Origin of the sequence: Tistrella bauzanensis, assembly GCF_014636235.1 — a bacterium.
In the GTDB taxonomy this organism is placed as follows: Bacteria; Pseudomonadota; Alphaproteobacteria; order Tistrellales; family Tistrellaceae; genus Tistrella; species Tistrella bauzanensis.
In genome coordinates this window covers 184,665-203,349 of record NZ_BMDZ01000001.1, presented here as the reverse complement: position 1 = coordinate 203,349, position 18,685 = coordinate 184,665, and the positions used below count along the sequence as shown (strand labels likewise).

Sequence of the window (18,685 nt, the reverse complement as noted above, 5' to 3'; positions counted from 1 at the left end):
GTCACCTTCACCCCACCTGAACGACGAACCGCCCGCCCCGGAAAGCCGGAGCGGGCGGTTCGTCGTTCAGAGGGCGGCGTCACGACGCGGCAGAGATCACTCGGCAGCGACGCGGGCGGCCGCGCCATGCGCGCGCACCAGGGCCGAATAGGCATGCATCAGGGTCGAGCAGGCATCGGCCGGCTTGAACATGACGTCGCCGATCTGGCGCACCGGCGTCACTTCCGCGGCCGAACCGGTCAGGAAGCACTCGTCGAAATCGGCCATCTCTTCCGGACGGATATGACGCTCGATGATGGTATAGCCGGCCTGTTCGGCCAGGCCCATCACCGTGCGGCGGGTGATGCCGTTCAGGAAGCAGTCGGCGATCGGGGTGTGCAGTTCCTTGCCGCGGCCGAAGAACACGTTGGCACCGGTCGCTTCCGCCACATAACCGCGATAGTCCAGCATCATGGCGTCGTCGAAGCCACGGCTGTCGGCTTCACGGCGGCTCATGGTGCAGATCATGTACAGGCCGGCGGCCTTGCTTTCGGTCGGCGCGGTATCGGGCGCCGGACGCTTCCAGCGCGACAGTTCCAGGCGGATGCCCTTCAGCTTCTCTTCCGCCGAGAAATAGGATGGCCATTCCCAGCAGGCGATGGCCATATGCACCTGCGATCCGCGGGTGTAGACGCCCATCTGCTCGCTGCCGAGCCAGGCCACCGGCCGGACATAGGCATCGCTGAGATTGTTGGCCGCCAGCAGCTCGGCGGTCGCCGTGTTGATCTCGGCCGGGGTATAGGGCAGCTCGAAGCCCAGCAGTTGTGCCGAACGGGCAAGCCGCTCAGAATGCTCGTTGAGCTTGAAAACGATGCCGTCATAGGCTCTCTGGCCCTCGAACACGCAGCTCGCGTAGTGGAGGCCGTGGTTGAGCACGTGGATGCGTGCCTCACGCCACGGAGTGAGCTTGCCGTCGAACCAGATCCAGCCGTCGCGGTCGTCGAAGGGGATGAGTGCCATTGTCGCGCGCCTTGGATAATTTGCGAACAAAAACTGGATGGAATGAGTAACATTCCGTTCCAACTATGTCAACATGGCTGCCGTAATGTCAAATCCGAACGCAAACCCGAATCCGCTCTTTCTCCGCGAGGAGGAGCTGAACCAGGGCATCGAACTGCTGTTCTACGCCTATCGCGATTTCACCAGCGAACCCGACCGCATCCTGGAAAAGCACGGGCTGGGGCGGGCTCATCACCGCGTGGTGTATTTCGTCGGCCGTAATCCCGGTACAACGATTACAGATTTGTTGCGCATTCTGCGGATCACGAAGCAGTCACTCAGCCGCGTCCTGAAACAACTGATCGAACAGAACCTGATCGATCAGCAGTCAGGGCTGAGAGACCGCCGCCAGCGACTTCTTTATCTGACCGAGTCCGGTAAATCTCTGGAGCGCGAACTCTCGGGAAATCAGCGCAAACGAGTGGCGCGCGCCTATCGGGAAGCGGGTGCCGAGGCTGTCGAAGGATTTCGCAAGGTGATGGTCGGCATCATGGACGATCCCGAGCGCGACGGGTTCAACCGGCCATGACCGTCGATGAGCCCGGCGATGCTGCACCTGCTGCCATGCGGATGACGCAAGGCAGCCCGCCACCACCGCCCGATCCGGACGCGCCCCATGTGCTGGTGGTGGATGACGACCGCCGGCTGTGTGCCCTGATCGCCCGCCTGCTGCGCGAGAACGGGTTCATGGTCTCAACCGCGCATGACGCTGCCGAGGCGCGGGCCAAGCTTCAGGTCATCACCGTCGACCTGCTGGTTCTGGACGTGATGATGCCGGGCGAAAGCGGGCTGGATCTCACCCAGTCGCTCCGGGAACGCGGCGAGCTGCCAATCCTGCTGCTCACCGCGATGGACGGCGCCGAGGACCGGATCGCGGGGCTGGAAACCGGCGCCGACGATTATCTGGCCAAGCCATTCGACCCGCGGGAACTGCTGGCCCGGATCCGGTCCATCCTGCGCCGCTCGGTGCCGCGGGCGGCATTGGCGTCGGGCGGGCCCGGCCGGACCCTTGCCGGCGTCACCCTGCGCTTCGGGCCGTGGAGTTTCGATCTGGGCCGGCAGGAACTGCGCCGCGATGGCGAGATCGTGCATCTGACGCAGGGAGAGGCCACATTGCTGGGGGTGCTGGCGGCCGCTCCCAACCGCCCGATCAGCCGAGACGCCCTGGCGGAGCGGGCCCAGATCCGTGGCGGCGACCGCGCGGTCGATGTCCAGATCGTCCGCCTGCGCCGCAAGATCGAGGATGATCCGCGCAACCCGCGCCACATCCACACCCTGCGTGGCGCCGGCTATGCGCTGCGCACCGATGCCTGACCGGCCGCGGCGCCCTCCCGGCGCCATCGGCCCCGGCCATCAGATGAAGATACCTGCCTCATGACCAGCATCGACCGCTTTCTCAGAACCGTGCTGCCGCGCTCGCTCTATGGCCGGTCATTCCTGATGATCGTGGCGCCACTGGTCGTGCTGCTCGGCCTGACGACCTACCTATTCTACAATCGCCACTGGGACAATGTCACCCGCCATATGACCCTTGCCGTCGCCGGCGATATCGCCCTGACGGTCGAGGTTCTGCGCAACTATCCCGAAGGCGAGGAACGCGACCGTCTGCTGCGGCTGATCCAGGTCTATACCGACATCCGCTTCGACTTCCGGGCCGCCGAAATCCTGCCCAATATCGATCATGACGCAGGCAACAGCCTTCTGGAGCGGATGATGGCCTCGGCATTGGACACGCGGGTGTACCGGCCATTCGTGCTGGACGCGGTGACCGACAATACCTGGGTCAACATCGATGTTCAGCTTCAGGACGGGGTGTTGCAGGTCAAGGTGCCACGCAAACGCGTGACCAGTGCCACGACCTATATCTTCATCCTGTGGCTGGTCGGCATCTCGCTTGTGCTGATGGTGCTGGCGATGATGTTCCTGCGCAATCAGATGCGGTCGCTGCGCAAGCTGGCGATGGCGGCCGACAATCTGGGCAAGGGCCGCGACGAGCTGGCGATCTTCAAGCCCAGCGGCGCCACCGAGGTCCGACAGGTGTCGCATGCCTTCCTTCGTATGCGCGATCGCATCCGCCGGCAGGTCACCCAGCGCACCGAGATGCTGGCTGGCGTCAGCCATGATCTGCGCACGCCACTGACCCGGATGAAGCTGCAACTGGCGCTGATGCCGCCCTCACCAGATCTGGCCGAGCTTGAGGCGGATGTCGAGGAGATGACCCGCATGGTCGAAGGCTATCTCGCCTTCGCACGCGGTGAAGGCGCCGAGGAATCCGCCGTGCTGGCCGATCTGGCCCAGTTGGTGCAGCAGGTGGTGTTCCGGGTCCGCGGCACCGGCCAGGGCCGGATCGACATCCGTGGCGCCGACCATCTGATGGTGCTGGTCCGCCCTCAGGCATTCCGGCGGTGCCTGGGCAATGTGATCGACAATGCCATGCGCCACGCCGAGCGGGTGGAGGTGACCTTGCTGCCGGGGCGCGAGGTGGCGCAGGTGCTGATCGACGATGACGGCCCCGGCATCCCCGCTCATCTGCGGGCCGAGGCCTTCCGCCCGTTCCGACGGCTGACGGAGGTCGGCGGCGAGGCGTCGGCGCAGGCTGCGGCCTGGGAAGGCGGCTCGGGGATCACCGGTGTGGGCCTGGGCCTCGCCATCGCGCGCGACGTGATGCGCGGCCATGGTGGCGATATCCGGCTGGAAGACAGCCCGCTGGGAGGCCTGCGCGTGACACTGGATCTGCCGATCTGATCGGCGCCCCAACGGAAACGGCCGCCTGCATGTCTGCAGGTGGCCATTTCGGAACGACCATGTGGCCAGGTGCCGACCTATTTCTTCACCCAGGTCTCGGTGCCCTTGCTGCCCTTGTCGTGATAGCGCCACCAGCGGGTGACCAGCGAGCCGTCGGGCCTGATCGTGGCAATGGTGATGCTGTTCCGGCCCTCGGCGAGCGATGCCATGGCGAACACGACCTGCCCCACGCCCAGACAGGCGCGCCCGTCATAATTCACCTCATAGGCGCCTGAGGGGGCCGCGTTGACGACCGGTTCGCCTGTGGTGGTGTGGGGTGGCCGCTGGGGCGGCTCATCATGGGCCGATTGTGTGGGTGGCCTGCATCTGGTCGGGATAGAGGTCTGCGCCGATTATCCGGGCAGCCCTGCCGGCCGGCCATGACATTCCGGTGCCGGTAAACCCGCGTTGATAGGGCGCTGCGACGGTTGCTGTGGCCCGGCCACATGCGCGGGCTCGTCCTCGCGCACGATCCGGTTGCGGCCGCGTTCCTTGGCCGCATACAGGGAGCGGTCGGCACGCAGCAGCGCCTCTTCGAACTGACGGTCGGGCGTCAACGCGGCGATGCCGATGCTGACGGTGATCCCGCTCCCCTCCAGGGCCGGAATCGCCCGGCCACATCGCCCCACGGTCTCGCGGATCTTCTCCGACACCTGGTTTGCGTGCGCCGCATCGGCCCCGGGCAGGAACACCGCGAACTCCTCACCCCCCAGCCGCGCCGCCACGTCGTCCTGGCTGATGCAGCTGCGGATGATCGATCCGATCTCTCGCAGCACAAGATCGCCCACGGCATGGCCGAACCCGTCATTGACCGCCTTGAAGTGGTCGACGTCGATGAACAGCAGCGCGCCGGCGCTCCGGGGGGCAGATCCGCCAGCGGCCACGCGTCTGGTCTCGGAAAAGAAGGTGCGGCGGTTCAGCAGCCCGGTCAGATCATCGATCTTCGACAGCCGGTCGAGTTCTACCGCCATTTCCCGCAGCTTGACATTCTGCCCGATAAAAAAGAAACCCAGCGGATAGCCAATGATCAGAACGATAATGGTGGTCAGAAGAATATCGAGCGGCAGGCGATCAAATTCAAAATACCAGTAGAAGAAAGCGGTCAGCAGGTCGGCAGCGATGATCGCCACGACGATCATCAACGTGACCTGCCGGAACACCGACATGGAACTGAGCCTGTGCGCCCATTTACCACTATAGATCATGCCACCCCTCCACCTTCCCGCATCGGCGGTGATACACGGATCGCCGGTGTTTGAGAAGCGGCATCAACATCTGCGTCGCCAGGCTCTATCAGGCGTTGTTTCAGCCCAGTCGCGCGCCGTCCGGCACCTCATGATCCGGCGCAATCAGGCTGATCCGCCCAGCGGCATCGGGAAAGCCCAGCAGCAGCACCTCGGACATGAACCGGCCGATCTGACGCGGGGGGAAATTCACCACAGCGGCGACCTTGCGGCCGATCAGTATCTCAGGCGTATAAAGATGGGTGACCTGTGCCGAGGTCCGGCGCTCGCCGATCCCGGGGCCGAAATCGATCCACAGCTTGATCGCCGGCTTGCGGGCTTCCGGGTATGGCTCGGCCCGTATCACGGTTCCGGCGCGGATATCGACCGCCAGAAAATCATCGAAGGCAATCGGCGGTCGGGGCGTCTGGATGTCGTCGGTCATGGTCTCGCAGCAGCTTCACGACAGGGAATGATGCCGTCATATTGCTCCCGACAACCAAAAGGCGCCACTCCCGCGGGGGGAATGGCGCCTTTTGTATCGTCCAGATCATGCGGACCTTGCGGCCCGCATGGCCAGATCACTTCGCGGCGGTCAGAACCTTCACTTCATCGACGCTCTCGATGAAGCGCTTGTTCAGCACGTCGAAGGCTTCGCCCTGCGACTTCTGAGCCAGTTCCGAAAGCTCGCGGACATTGCTGACCGCCTTCTCGACCGCGGCCTTCATGACCTCGGCCTGCTTCTCGGTCTTGGCCTCGACGGAGCCGGCGTTCATCACCTCCTGCGTGGCCTTCCAGGCCTCTTCAAACGAGGTGCGCGCGACTTCGGCCTGACGCTTCGCCAGGGCCTGGAAGCCCTCGGCCATCAGCTTGTTCGCCTGGGCGACCGCTTCGTAATTGCGGCGCGCCGTGCCCATCATGGCTTCCATGTCGACAGTCGGCATGGCCATGGCGGGCATCTTGAACTCGCCGAACATCTTGGTGTAGTCGATCGCGTTGAACTTATTGTCGGCCATCTGGAAAACCTCCGTTCGCCTCTGCGACCGATGGCATGGCTGGCATCCGGTCGCGAGCACCGCAGCGTCGGGGTTTATGCTGCGGTGCAAAATCCTAGGTGCATATATGCTATAACGAGGCCGGGAGGTCAAGGTCGTTTTTGCATTGCACAAAAATGGCTGCGCGAGCATAGCGACGGTCATGGACACTCGTTGGTTGGGTGTTTTCGGCGAAGACCGTGGCTGAAATCCACGCAGCCCGCTGGTCAAGTCGCCGCAGGCGCGGGGTCGCCGGACGGTGCCGGGGGATCGCGCGGATCGGCCAGCGGCCCGTCGGGCGCCATACCCGCCTGCGCCGTTTTGTCACGCCGCCCCCAGCGAGAACCACGCTGTGTAAAGTGCTTGGCCGCCCGGGACCAGCGCCCGGCGCGGTCGAGCAGGCCATCGAGCGTCTTCATCGTCCGGGCCTTGTCGTCGGTGTCATCCTTCAACCACGCCCGCAGGGTCGCCAGATAAATCGCCGCCAGCGCCTGTCTGCGGGCAAGCCCGCTCAAACCCCGCGCCTCGATACCGGCGGCAGCCGCCAGCCAGCCCATGCTGCGTTGCAGGCGCATCCCCTGCCCGCAGATCAGATCCAGTGCCGGAATGCCGCGTCCGGCCCGATCGGCCAGCCGCTGCAAGGCCGGCCGATGGGGCTCCAGGGCATCCAGCCGCGCCATGATCAGGGCCAGAAGCCGATCCTTGACCGGCTGTTCGGCAAAGGCGTCCGGCTCGTCATCGGCTTCCGCCAGCATCGCCCTGTCGATCCGGCGGCTGAAGGCGTCGAGGATGTCGGACACCGAGCCGACATGACTCGACAGCGCCGCCAGGCTCATCCCGGCCTCGTCGGCGATGGCGGTCAGCGTCAGCCCGTCCCAGCCGTCGATGGCGGCACGATTGAGGGCGGCGTCGATGATCCCGCCAATCCTGTCGTCACGCCCGGCCTTCTCCCCACGCCCGGCCTTCTCCTCAGGTCCGGCCGCGGCGGTATCGTCATGTCCCGGCATGTTCCGTCCTCCGTGAAATGGTCGCCGTCATGTCCGGCCGCAAAGCGTCGACCGCCACCTGCGGCCGAAGACAGGCGGGCTCTGGTTGAAAGATGGGGGCGCGGATGCGACATGCGAGTCCCGGAAATTCGGACCAGTTCAGTGCGGATCAGGCGTTCCAACCGGACACAAGGTATGGAATCCTGTATCTTCACAAGGTTGCGAAGGCCTTGAGAGTCTGGAGGGACGTCATGATCGACCGGCTGACCAGAAATATGCGTGGCGCCGTGCGCAGCCAGGACCGCGGCGACACCCGGTATTACTCCTCGGTGCAGCGCCAGCCGCTTCTGACGCGCGAGGAAGAGGTGTCGCTGGCGGCCCGGGTCCAGGCCGGCGACAAGGCCGCGGCCGAGATCCTGGTCCGCAGCCATCTGCGCCTGGTGATCAAGGTGGCGTCGCGTTATCGCAATTACGGCCTGCCGATGAATGAACTGGTCCAGGAAGGGTCGCTCGGCCTGATGCAGGCGGTGGAGCGGTTCGACCCGGATCGGGGCGTGCGGCTGGCCACCTATGCCATGTGGTGGATCAAGGCGGCGATACAGGACTATATCCTGCGGTCGTGGTCGATGGTCCGTATCGGCACCACCGCGGCCCAGAAGGCCCTGTTCTTCAACCTGCGCAAGCTGAAGGCCAAGCTGCGGCGCAGCGACGAGACCCGCATGGGCGAGACGCTGGACCCCGCGGATGTCGGCCAGATCGCCACCACACTGGGCGTGCGCGACCGCGACGTCCGGCTGATGGAGATGCGGATGTCGGGTGGCGACCAGTCGCTGAACGCGCCGATGTCGGCCGATAGCGGCGATGAATGGCTGGACCAGCTGGCCGACGACAAGCCCGACCAGGAAGAACTGCTGGTCGAGAAGGATCTGGCATCGTTCCGCACCCGGATGATCCGCGGCGCGCTGGATGCGCTGAATGCCCGCGAGCGGCTGATCATCACCCGCCGCCATCTGGCAGAAGCCTCGGCGACCCTGGAGGCGCTGGGCTCGGAACTGGGCATCTCGAAGGAACGCGTCCGCCAGATCGAAAGCCGCGCCATGCGCAAGCTGGCCGATCTGGTGGAGCCGCAGTTGCGCAAGGCACTGGGCAGCCGCGCAAACGGCCCGGCCACACCCAGCCTGACCTGACATCCATATCGTCACAGCGCCTGAACAAGAAAGGCCGCCCGATCGGGGGCGGCCTTCCAGCATGGCAACCGGATCAGGCGGCGCGATCAGCGCAGAGCGGCGGCGATGTTGCCGCCATCCACCGTGGTGACCGATCCGGTGGTCTTGGTGGCCAGCGCCAGATCCAGGAAGGCCTGGGCCACATCGGCCGCGGTCACCTCGCGGCCAAGCAGGTTGCCGCCCATATAATCGGCTTCCGACAACCCACGCGCCTTCGATCGCGCCGCCACCATCTCGTCGGTCAGCAGACCCGATCGCACCCGGTCGGCATTGACGGCGTTGGAACGGATACCGTCGCGGCCGTGATCGAGCGCATATTGCCGCGACAGAAACAGCGTCGCGGCCTTGGGCAGACCATAAGGGCCGAAATCGGGCCCCGGATTGATCGCCTGTTTCGAGGTGTTGAACAGCAGTTGGCCGCCGAAGCCCTGGGCCTTCATCACCGCGACCGCCGCCTGGGCCACGCGCTGATGGCCATAGAAATTCAGCTCGAAGCTCTGGCGCAGGACATCTTCCTCGACCTCGCCGATCCGGCCCTGCCAGGCGGCGCCGGCATTGCTGATCAGAATGTCGAGCCCGCCGAATGCCGCTACCACCGCATCCATGGCGGTCGCGACCGAGGCCGGATCGGTCACGTCGCAGCCGATGCCGATCCCGCCCAGCGGCTTCGCCACGCCGGCCGCCGCCGCCGCATCCAGGTCGAGCACGGCCACTTCGGCACCTGCCGCCGCGAAAGCGCGCGCGCAGGCGTCACCGATGCCGCCTGCGCCACCGGTGACGGCGACGATCCGCCGCTGCAATGGCTTTTCAGCCCCCTTGCCCAGCTTCGCCTGTTCCAGCGACCAGTATTCCACATCGAACAGGTCGGGTTCGGGGATGCTCTCGAACCGGCCGATGCCCTCGGCATCGGTGATCACCTCGATCGCCGCCTCATAGACATCGGCGGCGATCCGCGCGTCCTTCATCGACTTGCCCAGCGCGAACAGGCCAAGGCCCCGCACCACGATCAGCCGCGGCATCGGATCCAGTTCGGTCTTCACTCCGCCCAGACGCTGATTGTTGCGGTTGAAATAAGCGTGGTACTGCGTGACATAGGCATCGAGCGCGGTTTCGGCTACCGCCCTGAAGGCGGCAAGCTCCCCCGCCACCGGCGCCGGCAGCACCAGCGGCGCCGGCTTGGTGCGGATCACGTGATCGGGGGTGGCCACGCCCGAATTGGCGATCCGGTCCAGATCGGCGCTGTTCGCGAAGGCCAGCACGGCCTCGGTCGCGCGATGCTCCAGAACGAAGGGTCTGCGGCCACCCTCGGCCTTCGCATCCGGCAACGCCGTCAAGCCGCGCAGGATCGGCGCCACTGCCGCCACGCCCGCGACCGGTCCGGGCAGAGCCACCTGAATCAGCGTGCGGCGGCCCTGCCGCAGCCGCTCTTCGGCCATCGAGACGAATTCGATCATCAGATCATAGGCGGTACGGCCATCGTCGTTGAAGCTGAAGATGCCATGCTTCAGCAGCACCATGCCCTCGACATCCGGCGTCTCGCGCACGATCCGCGCCGCAGTCTTGGCCAGCAGGAAGCCGGGCATGATATAGGGCACATAGGCCAGCCGCCGGCCATAGAGGTCACGGACGATCCGCTCGCCATCCGGCTGATCGGTCAGCGACAGCACCGCATTCGCGTGGGTGTGATCGATGAACTTGTGCGGCAGGAAAGCGTGCAGCAGAGTCTCGATCGACGGGTTCGGCGCCGCCGCATCCAGCAGATTGAGCCGCTGGAAATTGACCATGTCCTCGTCGGTCAGCGCCTCCAGCGCCTCCAGCCGGCGCAGCGGTTCAAGCCGCACCGCCGGCAGGCCGGCGGGCTCGATCACGCCCATGTCCCAGCCGCTGCCCTTCACGCACAGCACATCGACCGTCTCGCCCAGCGTGTCGGTCATGGCGGTCTTGACCGAGGTGTTGCCGCCGCCATGAAGCACCAGCCGCGGCTCCGATCCCAGCAGCCGGGTGGTATAGACCCGCAGTGCCAGATCCTCGTTGATGCCCTGGTCGACATATCGGGCCACCATGGCCGCGGCGTCCGCATCTGCCCAGCGGTTGCGCATCGCTTGAACTCACCTCGAATGATGGTCTTGACCGGGGCCGGGCCCCGGCCTCTGGGGACACGCGCCGCCCCTACTCGGCGGCGGCGCGCTCAGGATAAAGGCCGCGCAGGCCCTCGCCACTGGCGGCACAGACCCCGCGCTCGGTGATCAGCCCCGTGACCAGCCGGCCAGGGGTGACGTCGAAGGCCGGGTTGGCCGCGGCGCTGCCCTCGATCACCGTCACATCGGCGACGGCACCATCCGGCAGCCGCCCGCGCACCTGCGTCACCTCGTTCGGTGAGCGCTCCTCGATCGGGATGTTGCGCACGCCATCGGCCACCCGCCAGTCGATGGTCGGATAAGGCAGCGCCACATAGAACGGCACACCGTTGTCGAACGCGGCCAGCGCCTTCAGATAGGTGCCGACCTTATTACAGACATCGCCATTCGCCGCCACCCGGTCGGTGCCGACAATACACATGTCGACCTGCCCATGCTGCATCAGATGGCCACCGGCATTGTCGGCGATCACCGTGTGCGGCACGCCCGCCTCGCGCAGTTCCCAGGCGGTCAGATAGGCGCCCTGGCTGCGCGGCCGGGTTTCGTCCACCCAGACATGCACCGGCAGGCCGCGGGCATGGGCCATGAAGATGCCGGCCAGCGCCGTGCCCCAGCCCACCGTCGCCAGGAAGCCCGCGTTGCAATGGGTCAGGATGTTCACCGGCCGGCCGCCGCCCACCGCCTTGTGGCGAGCCTCGATCAGCCCGAAGGCGTTCTCGCCGATCGCCCGGTTGATGGCCACATCCTCGTCCGCGATCTCACGGGCACGGGCATACGCCGCGTCAACACGTGCCGTCGGCGCCAGCCCGGCCACCCGCGCCCGCACATCATCAAGCGCCCAGCGCAGGTTGATCGCCGTCGGGCGGGTGGCGTGCAGCCGGTCATAGGCCGCGGCCAGCCCGGTATCGGACGCATCCTCGGCCAGCGCCAGCGCCAGGCCATAGGCACCCACGGCGCCGATCAGCGGCGCACCACGCACCAGCATGTCACGGATCGCGATCTCGGCATCGGCCGACGTCTTCAGGGCGACGTTGACGGTTTCGAATGGCAACCGGGTCTGGTCCAGGATGCCGACGGTGCGGCCGTCCGGCTCAAGCCAGACGGTGCGGTGGGTAAAGCGGCTGTCATCCATGGGGCAGGCTCCGCTGTGGCACGTGAAACGGATGAAACGGACAAGACCGGATGCGGTCAGGCACCATTGGCGGTCAGGCGCCAAGCACCCGGCCGGCGACCGCATCGAGTTTGGCGAGCAGGGCCGGATCCCGCTTCTCGGGCGCGGTGATCAGCGCATAATCCAGGGCGGTGTGGCAGCCGGCATGGCAGGTCTCGCGGCGCGCGCCCAGCAGCGGCGCCACCTCGCGGACCAGGGTGCGGGCATTGTCAGCATTGCCCAGCAGCACCTTGACCACCTGATCGACCGTCACCTTGTCGTGCTCAGGATGCCAGCTATCGAAATCGGTCACCATGGCGACGGTCGCATAACAAAGTTCGGCCTCCCGGGCGAGCTTCGCCTCGGGCATGTTGGTCATGCCGATCACGCTGGCGCCCCAACTGCGATAGAGCTTCGATTCCGCCAGTGTGGAGAATTGCGGCCCTTCCATCGCGATATAAGTGCCGCCGCGATGCATCGACAGGCCGATGCGGGCACCGGCCGCCTCGATCGCGTCCCCCATGCGCGGACAGACCGGGTGGCCGACCGACACATGGGCCACGCAGCCCTTGGTGAAGAAGCTCTTCTCGCGCGCGAAGGTGCGATCGATGAAATCGTCGACGATCACGAAGGTACCCGGCGCCAGATCTTCCTTCAGTGACCCCACCGCCGACACCGACAGGATCTCGGTCACGCCCGCGCGCTTCATCGCATCGATATTGGCGCGGTAATTCAGATCGGACGGCGCATGAACATGACCGCGGCCATGACGGGGCAGGAAGACGAGTTGCAGATCACCCAGCCGGCCGAACATCAGCTCGTCGGACGGGTCGCCGAAGGGCGAAGTAATCCGGCGCCAGCCGATATCCGACAGGCCCGGAATATCATAGACGCCACTGCCGCCGATGATGCCGATCACGGGCCGGCCGTCCGCGCCCAAACCGATCGTCGATGCCATCCGTCCTCGTCTCCTCTGATCGGGCCGATGGATCGGCCTCTCCCCCGCGCGCCAGTCCTCGCGCCCCGGTCCCCCGCGCGCCCATCCCCCGCGCGTCCGGCCCCCGCGCGTCCGGCCCGCCGCTGGCGGCCATCACCCCTGGCCGCTCGCATTGTGCGTGGTTCGGGGGGAATTTTCTACCCTGCGTTAAGTTCGATCACGCCAATGCATCGCATCTGCATCCACCGCACCATGCCTCCTGAACGGAAACGGGGCCGCCTGAACGGAAACGGGGCCGCCCCTGATCTCAAGGGCGGCCCCGCGTCTGGTCGGACAGTCAGGATCGATCGGCCGCAATCAGTGGATGCGGGCCCAGATCCGGCGCTTGACCACATAGAACAGAATGGTGAGGGCCAGCAGGAACAGGATCGACTTGATGCCCATCTGCTTGCGCTCTTCCATCTTCGGCTCGGCGAGCCAGGTCAGGAAGACCGAGACGTCATGCGACATCTGCTGAACAGTGGCCGGCGTATTGTCGCCATAGGGCACCATGTCGTTCGCCAGCGGCGGCGGCATGCCGATCATATGGCCGGGAAAGTACTTGTTATAGTAGAGGCCGGGGCGGACCTCGACGCCCGCCGGCGCCTCATGATAGCCGGTCAGCAGAGCGTAGATATAGTGCTCGCCGCCCAGGCGGGCCTTGGCCAGCAGCGACAGGTCCGGCGGCAGCGCGCCACCGTTCGAGGCGCGGGCCTGGTTGTCATTGGCATAGGGGCTGGGCCAGGCATCCGACGCGGCCGCCGGACGCTGGAACATGTCGCCATTCTCGTCCGGCCCGTCTTCGACCTGCTTTTTCGCCGCGATCGCCTTGATCTCGTCCTCGTTATAGCCGAGGTCGGCAAGGTTGCGGAAGGTCAGGTACTTGGCCGAATGGCAGGCCGAGCAGACCTGCTCGAACACCTGGAAGCCGCGCTGGGCAGCCGCCCGGTCATAGCTGCCGAACACGCCTTCATGGCTGAACGACACGTCGGGCAGGGCTTCGGTGGGGCCGGCGGCGTGGGCGGAGCCCGCCACGCCAGCCAGCAGCCCGAGACCCGCAAGAGTGCTGAGGATCGCCTTGCGCATCACGCCTTCTCCATCGCACGGTCACCAAGCACCGCCTGGGCAATGCTTTCCGGCAGCGGCCGCGGCCGTTCGAACCAGCCAAGCAAGGGCAGCAGCACCAGGAAGTGGAGGAAGTACCAGACGGTCGCAAGCCGGCCGATCACCACCGCCAGACCTTCCGCAGGCTGGCCACCAGCCCAGCCGAGAAGGGCGATGTCGATCACCAGGAACAGATAGAAGATCTTGAAGACCGGACGGAACTTGGCGCTGCGGACCCGCGAGGTGTCGAGCCAGGGCAGAAGGAACAGCACGAAGATCGAGGCGAACATCAGCAGCACACCGCCGAGCTTGCTCGGGACCGCGCGCAGGATGGCGTAAAACGGCAGGAAGTACCACTCCGGCACGATATGCGCCGGCGTCACCAGCGGGTTCGCAGGGATGTAATTGTCCGGCTCACCGAAGAAGTTCGGCGCGAAGAACAGGAACACCGCGAACACGATGAAGAACACGCCAAGGCCGAACAGATCCTTGATCGTGTAATACGGATGGAAGGGGATGACGTCCTTCTTGGTCTTCTTGTCGATACCCAGCGGGTTGTTCGACCCATGGGTATGCAGAGCCGCGAGATGCAGCACCACGACACCGACGATCACGAAGGGCAGCAGATAGTGCAGGCTGAAGAACCGGTTCAGGGTCGGGTTGGCAACCGAGAAGCCACCCCACAGCCAGGTCACGATGCTCTCACCCACCAGCGGGATGGCCGAGAACAGGTTGGTGATGACGGTGGCACCCCAGAAGCTCATCTGGCCCCAGGGCAGCACATAGCCCATGAACGCGGTGGCCATCATCAACAGCAGGATGATCACGCCCAGCCACCACAGGATCTCGCGCGGCGCCTTGTACGATCCATAGTACAGGCCGCGGAAAATGTGGATGTAGACGACGATGAAGAACATCGATGCGCCGTTGGCATGCGCATAGCGCAGCAGCCAGCCGAAATTCACGTCGCGCATGATGCGCTCGACACTGTCGAACGCCATGTCGACATGGGCGGTGTACGACATCGCCAGCACGATACCGGTCACGATCTGGAGAACCAGAGCGATGCCGGCCAGCGAGCCGAAATTCCACCAGTAGTTCAGATTCCTCGGCGCCGGGTACTCGATCAAGTGTTCCCGTGCGAAGGAGATGATCGGCAAACGGTGGTCGATCCAGTTCGACACACGGCTGCCGGTCGAGGGACTGCTCATCGCCCTACCCCAACCTTGTTCTTGGTTACCCGATGCGGATGGTGCTGTCGTCGAGGAACACGTATTCCGGGACGAGCAGGTTCAGAGGCGCGGGCCCGCGGCGGATACGACCCGACGTGTCGTAATGCGAGCCATGGCACGGGCAGAACCAGCCATCGTAATCGCCCTGATAGCCGAGGGGCACGCAACCAAGATGGGTGCATACGCCAACGACGATCAGCCATTCCGGCTTTTCGACGCGGTCCGCATCTGTCTGAGGGTCGGGCAGATCCGAGAGGGGGACCGACCGTGCCTCCTCGATTTCCTTCTCGGTCCGGTGCCGGACAAACACCGGCTTGCCGCGCCAGGTGATGGTCACGGACTGGCCGGCCTCGATCTGCGAGATATTCACCTCGGTCGATGCCAGCGCCAGAACGTCTGCCGCCGGATTCATGCTGTCGATGAGCGGCCAGACCAGCGCCGCGGCACCCACCGCAGCACCGCCGCCAGCCAGCAGCATCAGGAAGTCGCGGCGCGTGGCTCCGTCACCATGTTCGTGGTGGCCGCCGGATGGCACCGTGTTCGCCATGTCGCAAACCTTTCGTCGCTCTCACACCTTCATCGGGCGCAAGCCTCGGTCTCGCCTGCGGTCGAACGGGATCCGGCCGAATGCCGCAAACTTCCGTCGCCGACGTTCCCTTAACACAAGGGTACGTCGATCTACACGGATACTGTCTGCGGTACCCGGACAGGTGGATGCGTCAGGTTGTCGCAGGGCCGGGTTGCGGCCGTTGCGAGCCTCGACATTCTTGATCCTCTCGTCCCGCCCGATCGCGACCGCCGCTCCGGTCCCGATGCCTGCCAGAGACAGCCACCGGGCCGACGGGCCGCCGCCGCGTCGCAAGGGGTATACCGAAAAACGCCCCCTTTGCAAAGGGTGGCGCCCCATCCCATGTTACAAGGCCGTGATTGACACGTCGCGGATCTCTTGCGCCGCCCCCGATGCCGAGGGTTCCACGCCCATGCGCCTTGCCCTGTTCGAACCCGATATTCCCGGAAATGCCGGCACCTGCATCAGGCTCGGCGCCTGTCTGGGGCTGGCCGTCGACATCATCGAGCCCTGCGGCTTCATATTGTCGGACACGCGGATGAAACGCGCCGGTATGGATTACGCGGCGCGCGCCGCCGTGCGCCGCCATGCGAGCTGGGCGCATTTCCAGGACGAGCGCCGCCAGAGCCGGTTGCCCGGGCGGCTGGTGCTGCTGACCACGGCAGGCGCCCTGCCCCATACCGAGGCCGTCTTCCACGCCGACGACATTCTGATGGTCGGCCGCGAAAGCGCCGGCGTGCCCGACCATGTCCATCAGGCGGCCGATCTGCGGGTGCGGATTCCTTTGCGGCCGGGGTTTCGATCGCTGAATGTCGCGGTCGCCGCATCCATGGTATTGGGAGAGGCGTTGCGCCAGACTGGCGGCTTCGATGCCGATGGCGCGATACCGGCCCAGCCCTGAGGAGACGACCTGATGAGCTTCGACGCCCGCGCCGCCCTTGAGGCCCGCGCCCGCACGGCACCGGCGGAGGATGCGGCCACCGCCGCCAGCCGCCGCGCCGCTGCCAGCACCTGGTTCCGGGATCTGCGCGACCGGATGTGCGCGGCGTTCGAGGCGATCGAGGACGATTATGCGGGGCCGATGAATACCGGTATGGCCGCCGGCCGCTTCACCCGCAGCACCTGGGACCGCCCCGGTGGTGGCGGTGGCGAGATGTCGGTGATGCGCGGCCGGGTGTTCGAAAAGGTCGGCGTGAACATCTCGGTCGTCCATGGCAGCTTTTCGCCCGACTTCGCCAAGGCGATTCCCGGCGCCGATCGCGCGCCCGCCGAAGGTGGCGCCGCCGAGGGGGGCGCCGACGGTGCCGGCGCGCAGTTCTGGGCCGCGGGCATTTCGCTGGTCGCCCATATGTGGTCGCCGCATGTGCCCGCCGCCCATATGAACACCCGCCATATCCGCACCACGCTGGGCTGGTTCGGCGGCGGCGGCGACCTGAACCCGATCACCCCCCACGCGCCGGATACCGAGCGGTTTCACGGCGCCTTCAAGGCCGCCTGCGACGCCCATGATCCGGCCTATTATCCGCGCTTCAAGGCCTGGTGCGACGACTATTTCGACCTGCCCCACCGGGGCGAGAAGCGTGGCGTCGGCGGGATTTTCTATGACTATCTGGACAGCGGCGACTGGACGCGCGATTTCGCCTTCACCCGCGATGTCGGCACCACCTTCCTGACCGTGTTTCCGGCGATCATCCGCCACCACATGAACCGCCCCTGGACCGAGGCCGAGCGCGAGTATCAGTTGATCCGGCGCGGCCGCTATGCCGAATTCAACCTGCTCTATGATCGCGGTACCCAGTTCGGCCTGAAGACCGGCGGCCATACCGAGGCGATCCTGATGTCGATGCCGCCTGCGGCGAAATGGCCCTGAGCCATCAACGAGACGGCGTGTCGGAGGGGTGGCGTTCGGTGATCGCCGGGGCGGTGATCGTCGGGGCTGGGGCCGGCACACGTCGCCCCAGCCACAGCCCCGCCAGCAGCACCGCCAGCGCCACGCCGCCTGCCACCATCAGCAGCCCGTTCATCGACATCAGATCCATGGCGACCCCCGCCGCCGCCGGCCCCGCGAAGCCGCCCATGGTATAGGCGAAGGCGATCGCGGTCATCGCCGCACTCATGTGATCGTCATCGACACGGGCACCGGCCTCGATCACCGCCAGGGTGTTCATGCCGCCGACGGCGCCGCCCCACAGAAACACCAGCAGCCAGGGCAGTCCCGCCCAGGGCCATGGCCCCAGCGGGTCGACCAGCGGCAGCAGGACCGCCCCCAGCACCACCAGCGCGGCACAGCCGAGCTGGGCGCCGCGAAACCCCAGCCGGTCGGCCACCAGCCCCAGCGGCATCTGCAGAATGGTGCCGCCGGTGCCGAAGGCCGTGGCAAAGAGGGGCGCTGCCACGATGCCCAGCCCGGCCGCCGCCGCATAAAGCGGCAGCAGCGCGATCGAGGCGGTTTCCGCCACCCCGCAGGCGAAGGCACCAAGCAGCGCCACCGGCAGCAGCCGGATCAGACCCATTCCGGCCCCGCGCCCGGCCGGCGGCACACCGGGCCTGCCGTTCAGCCCCATCCGGGCCAGCAGCGCCAACGGCACCAGCCCCGCCGCCACCAGCAGGCCGGCCGCCAGGAACGGCACCACCCCGTCATGGCCGGTCACCGCGATCAGCGCCGGCCCCAGGGCGATGCCCAGCCCCATCAGGGTTTCATGGCTGCCGATCGCCCGGCCACGGATGGCATCATCGGCGATGCGCACGATCCAGGTGTCGCAGGCGATCCAGCGCAGGATCAGGCCCAGCCCGGCCAGCCCGTTCAGGGCCATCAGCCCCAGCGGATCATCGACCACCGCCATGCCACCCAGCGCCAGCAGCGTCAGCGCGATGGCGATCAGGCAGGTGCCGGCCAGGCCCAGCCGGTGGATGATCCGCGGCACGAAGCGCGATACCAGCAGGATCACCGCCCAAGGCGCCGCCGCAACCAGGCCGATCAGACTGGCATCGACCCCGCGCCCGTCCAATGACAGCGCCAGCAACGGCGCGATGGTGCCGATCTGAACGATCTGCGCCAGAACCGACAGCAGGTTGACCGCGACCAGCCCTGCCACCCTGCGGTTGCGATTCATGGGCGGCAAGGACCGGGAAGATGATGGCGACAGCATATGCGGCTCAGACGGCGGGGAGGACATCGGCGGCCGGCTCCGGCAGAAGGAGGCGCCACAGGCAGCGGCCTGCAAGC

At 66.1% G+C, this 18,685-nt stretch carries 19 protein-coding genes; 6 read left to right on the top strand and 13 right to left on the bottom strand.

What is annotated here, in order from left to right; translation table 11 throughout:
- Window positions 1-96 precede the first annotated feature (96 nt).
- A complete protein-coding gene (locus IEW15_RS00870; RefSeq protein WP_188574060.1) occupies window positions 97-999 on the bottom strand; it encodes a branched-chain amino acid aminotransferase in 903 nt (300 codons plus the stop codon).
- Between the two features lie 85 nt (window positions 1,000-1,084).
- On the opposite strand from IEW15_RS00870, the gene IEW15_RS00865 reads away from it, so the two are divergent.
- Genes IEW15_RS00865 through IEW15_RS00855 form a run of 3 tightly spaced genes read left to right on the top strand, consistent with a single transcriptional unit; the run spans window position 1,085 to window position 3,783 of the window.
- On the top strand, window positions 1,085-1,567 hold the full coding sequence (locus IEW15_RS00865; RefSeq protein ID WP_188574119.1) for a MarR family winged helix-turn-helix transcriptional regulator: 483 nt from the start codon (window positions 1,085-1,087) through the stop codon (window positions 1,565-1,567).
- Between the two features lie 35 nt (window positions 1,568-1,602).
- Entirely contained in the window at window positions 1,603-2,352 is a 750-nt protein-coding gene (locus tag IEW15_RS00860; RefSeq protein WP_188574118.1) for a response regulator, read from the top strand.
- 60 nt (window positions 2,353-2,412) lie between these two features.
- The gene (locus IEW15_RS00855) at window positions 2,413-3,783 is read left to right on the top strand and encodes an ATP-binding protein (RefSeq protein WP_188574059.1); all 1,371 of its coding nucleotides are present in this window, start codon (window positions 2,413-2,415) and stop codon (window positions 3,781-3,783) included.
- Between the two features lie 77 nt (window positions 3,784-3,860).
- Here IEW15_RS00855 and IEW15_RS00850 read toward each other — a convergent pair whose 3' ends face one another.
- The 5 genes from IEW15_RS00850 to IEW15_RS00830 all read right to left on the bottom strand — a co-directional run bounded on the left by IEW15_RS00850 (window position 3,861) and on the right by IEW15_RS00830 (window position 7,086).
- Window positions 3,861-4,043 (bottom strand): hypothetical protein, encoded by a 183-nt coding sequence (locus IEW15_RS00850; RefSeq protein ID WP_188574058.1) that lies wholly within the window; start codon window positions 4,041-4,043, stop codon window positions 3,861-3,863.
- A gap of 132 nt (window positions 4,044-4,175) precedes the next feature.
- On the bottom strand, window positions 4,176-4,988 hold the full coding sequence (locus tag IEW15_RS00845) for a GGDEF domain-containing protein (RefSeq protein WP_229707722.1): 813 nt from the start codon (window positions 4,986-4,988) through the stop codon (window positions 4,176-4,178).
- A 139-nt stretch (window positions 4,989-5,127) separates the two neighbouring features.
- The gene (locus IEW15_RS00840) at window positions 5,128-5,490 is read right to left on the bottom strand and encodes a tRNA-binding protein (RefSeq protein ID WP_188574056.1); all 363 of its coding nucleotides are present in this window, start codon (window positions 5,488-5,490) and stop codon (window positions 5,128-5,130) included.
- A gap of 136 nt (window positions 5,491-5,626) precedes the next feature.
- Complete coding sequence (locus tag IEW15_RS00835) at window positions 5,627-6,061, bottom strand: phasin family protein (RefSeq protein WP_188574055.1); 435 nt, start codon at window positions 6,059-6,061, stop codon at window positions 5,627-5,629.
- 245 nt (window positions 6,062-6,306) lie between these two features.
- The gene (locus tag IEW15_RS00830) at window positions 6,307-7,086 is read right to left on the bottom strand and encodes a hypothetical protein (RefSeq protein WP_188574054.1); all 780 of its coding nucleotides are present in this window, start codon (window positions 7,084-7,086) and stop codon (window positions 6,307-6,309) included.
- Window positions 7,087-7,316: 230 nt separating this feature from the next.
- Here IEW15_RS00830 and IEW15_RS00825 point away from each other — a divergent pair, with 230 nt between their 5' ends.
- Window positions 7,317-8,252, top strand: coding sequence for an RNA polymerase factor sigma-32 (locus IEW15_RS00825; protein ID WP_188574053.1), 936 nt, complete (start codon window positions 7,317-7,319; stop codon window positions 8,250-8,252).
- Between the two features lie 86 nt (window positions 8,253-8,338).
- Here the strand turns inward: IEW15_RS00825 and IEW15_RS00820 are convergent, their stop codons facing one another.
- From IEW15_RS00820 to petA, 6 genes are all read right to left on the bottom strand, one after another.
- A complete protein-coding gene (locus tag IEW15_RS00820; RefSeq protein ID WP_188574052.1) occupies window positions 8,339-10,390 on the bottom strand; it encodes a bifunctional aldolase/short-chain dehydrogenase in 2,052 nt (683 codons plus the stop codon).
- Window positions 10,391-10,460: 70 nt separating this feature from the next.
- Window positions 10,461-11,561, bottom strand: coding sequence for an S-methyl-5-thioribose-1-phosphate isomerase (gene mtnA / locus IEW15_RS00815; protein ID WP_188574051.1), 1,101 nt, complete (start codon window positions 11,559-11,561; stop codon window positions 10,461-10,463).
- A gap of 73 nt (window positions 11,562-11,634) precedes the next feature.
- Entirely contained in the window at window positions 11,635-12,537 is a 903-nt protein-coding gene (locus IEW15_RS00810; RefSeq protein WP_188574050.1) for an S-methyl-5'-thioadenosine phosphorylase, read from the bottom strand.
- Between the two features lie 336 nt (window positions 12,538-12,873).
- Window positions 12,874-13,641, bottom strand: a complete 768-nt coding sequence (locus IEW15_RS00805) for a cytochrome c1 (RefSeq protein ID WP_188574049.1) — start codon at window positions 13,639-13,641, stop codon at window positions 12,874-12,876.
- On the bottom strand, window positions 13,641-14,870 hold the full coding sequence (locus IEW15_RS00800) for a cytochrome b (protein WP_188574048.1): 1,230 nt from the start codon (window positions 14,868-14,870) through the stop codon (window positions 13,641-13,643). Before IEW15_RS00800 ends, IEW15_RS00805 begins: the two co-directional genes overlap by 1 nt.
- A gap of 25 nt (window positions 14,871-14,895) precedes the next feature.
- Window positions 14,896-15,438 (bottom strand): ubiquinol-cytochrome c reductase iron-sulfur subunit, encoded by a 543-nt coding sequence (gene petA / locus IEW15_RS00795; protein WP_188574047.1) that lies wholly within the window; start codon window positions 15,436-15,438, stop codon window positions 14,896-14,898.
- 433 nt (window positions 15,439-15,871) lie between these two features.
- Between petA and IEW15_RS00790 the strand changes: the two genes are divergently transcribed.
- The gene (locus IEW15_RS00790) at window positions 15,872-16,360 is read left to right on the top strand and encodes a tRNA (cytidine(34)-2'-O)-methyltransferase (protein ID WP_188574046.1); all 489 of its coding nucleotides are present in this window, start codon (window positions 15,872-15,874) and stop codon (window positions 16,358-16,360) included.
- Window positions 16,361-16,372: 12 nt separating this feature from the next.
- Complete coding sequence (hemF, locus tag IEW15_RS00785) at window positions 16,373-17,329, top strand: oxygen-dependent coproporphyrinogen oxidase (protein WP_188574045.1); 957 nt, start codon at window positions 16,373-16,375, stop codon at window positions 17,327-17,329.
- A 4-nt stretch (window positions 17,330-17,333) separates the two neighbouring features.
- Here hemF and IEW15_RS00780 read toward each other — a convergent pair whose 3' ends face one another.
- Window positions 17,334-18,572 (bottom strand): MFS transporter, encoded by a 1,239-nt coding sequence (locus IEW15_RS00780; protein WP_188574044.1) that lies wholly within the window; start codon window positions 18,570-18,572, stop codon window positions 17,334-17,336.
- Window positions 18,573-18,685 lie beyond the last annotated feature (113 nt).

What these genes read in the sequence shown, in the direction of transcription:
- IEW15_RS00845 (WP_229707722.1), bottom strand. Translation starts at nt 4,988, where the DNA reads ATGTCGGTGTTCCGGCAGGTCACGTTGATGATCGTCGTGGCGATCATC.
- IEW15_RS00835 (WP_188574055.1), bottom strand. Translation starts at nt 6,061, where the DNA reads ATGGCCGACAATAAGTTCAACGCGATCGACTACACCAAGATGTTCGGC.
- IEW15_RS00865 (WP_188574119.1), top strand. Translation starts at nt 1,085, where the DNA reads ATGTCAAATCCGAACGCAAACCCGAATCCGCTCTTTCTCCGCGAGGAG.
- IEW15_RS00805 (WP_188574049.1), bottom strand. Translation starts at nt 13,641, where the DNA reads ATGCGCAAGGCGATCCTCAGCACTCTTGCGGGTCTCGGGCTGCTGGCT.
- mtnA (WP_188574051.1), bottom strand. Translation starts at nt 11,561, where the DNA reads ATGGATGACAGCCGCTTTACCCACCGCACCGTCTGGCTTGAGCCGGAC.
- petA (WP_188574047.1), bottom strand. Translation starts at nt 15,438, where the DNA reads ATGGCGAACACGGTGCCATCCGGCGGCCACCACGAACATGGTGACGGA.
- IEW15_RS00830 (WP_188574054.1), bottom strand. Translation starts at nt 7,086, where the DNA reads ATGCCGGGACATGACGATACCGCCGCGGCCGGACCTGAGGAGAAGGCC.
- IEW15_RS00870 (WP_188574060.1), bottom strand. Translation starts at nt 999, where the DNA reads ATGGCACTCATCCCCTTCGACGACCGCGACGGCTGGATCTGGTTCGAC.
- hemF (WP_188574045.1), top strand. Translation starts at nt 16,373, where the DNA reads ATGAGCTTCGACGCCCGCGCCGCCCTTGAGGCCCGCGCCCGCACGGCA.
- IEW15_RS00860 (WP_188574118.1), top strand. Translation starts at nt 1,603, where the DNA reads ATGCGGATGACGCAAGGCAGCCCGCCACCACCGCCCGATCCGGACGCG.
- IEW15_RS00855 (WP_188574059.1), top strand. Translation starts at nt 2,413, where the DNA reads ATGACCAGCATCGACCGCTTTCTCAGAACCGTGCTGCCGCGCTCGCTC.
- IEW15_RS00825 (WP_188574053.1), top strand. Translation starts at nt 7,317, where the DNA reads ATGATCGACCGGCTGACCAGAAATATGCGTGGCGCCGTGCGCAGCCAG.
- IEW15_RS00840 (WP_188574056.1), bottom strand. Translation starts at nt 5,490, where the DNA reads ATGACCGACGACATCCAGACGCCCCGACCGCCGATTGCCTTCGATGAT.
- IEW15_RS00780 (WP_188574044.1), bottom strand. Translation starts at nt 18,572, where the DNA reads ATGAATCGCAACCGCAGGGTGGCAGGGCTGGTCGCGGTCAACCTGCTG.
- IEW15_RS00810 (WP_188574050.1), bottom strand. Translation starts at nt 12,537, where the DNA reads ATGGCATCGACGATCGGTTTGGGCGCGGACGGCCGGCCCGTGATCGGC.
- IEW15_RS00790 (WP_188574046.1), top strand. Translation starts at nt 15,872, where the DNA reads ATGCGCCTTGCCCTGTTCGAACCCGATATTCCCGGAAATGCCGGCACC.
- IEW15_RS00820 (WP_188574052.1), bottom strand. Translation starts at nt 10,390, where the DNA reads ATGCGCAACCGCTGGGCAGATGCGGACGCCGCGGCCATGGTGGCCCGA.
- IEW15_RS00800 (WP_188574048.1), bottom strand. Translation starts at nt 14,870, where the DNA reads ATGAGCAGTCCCTCGACCGGCAGCCGTGTGTCGAACTGGATCGACCAC.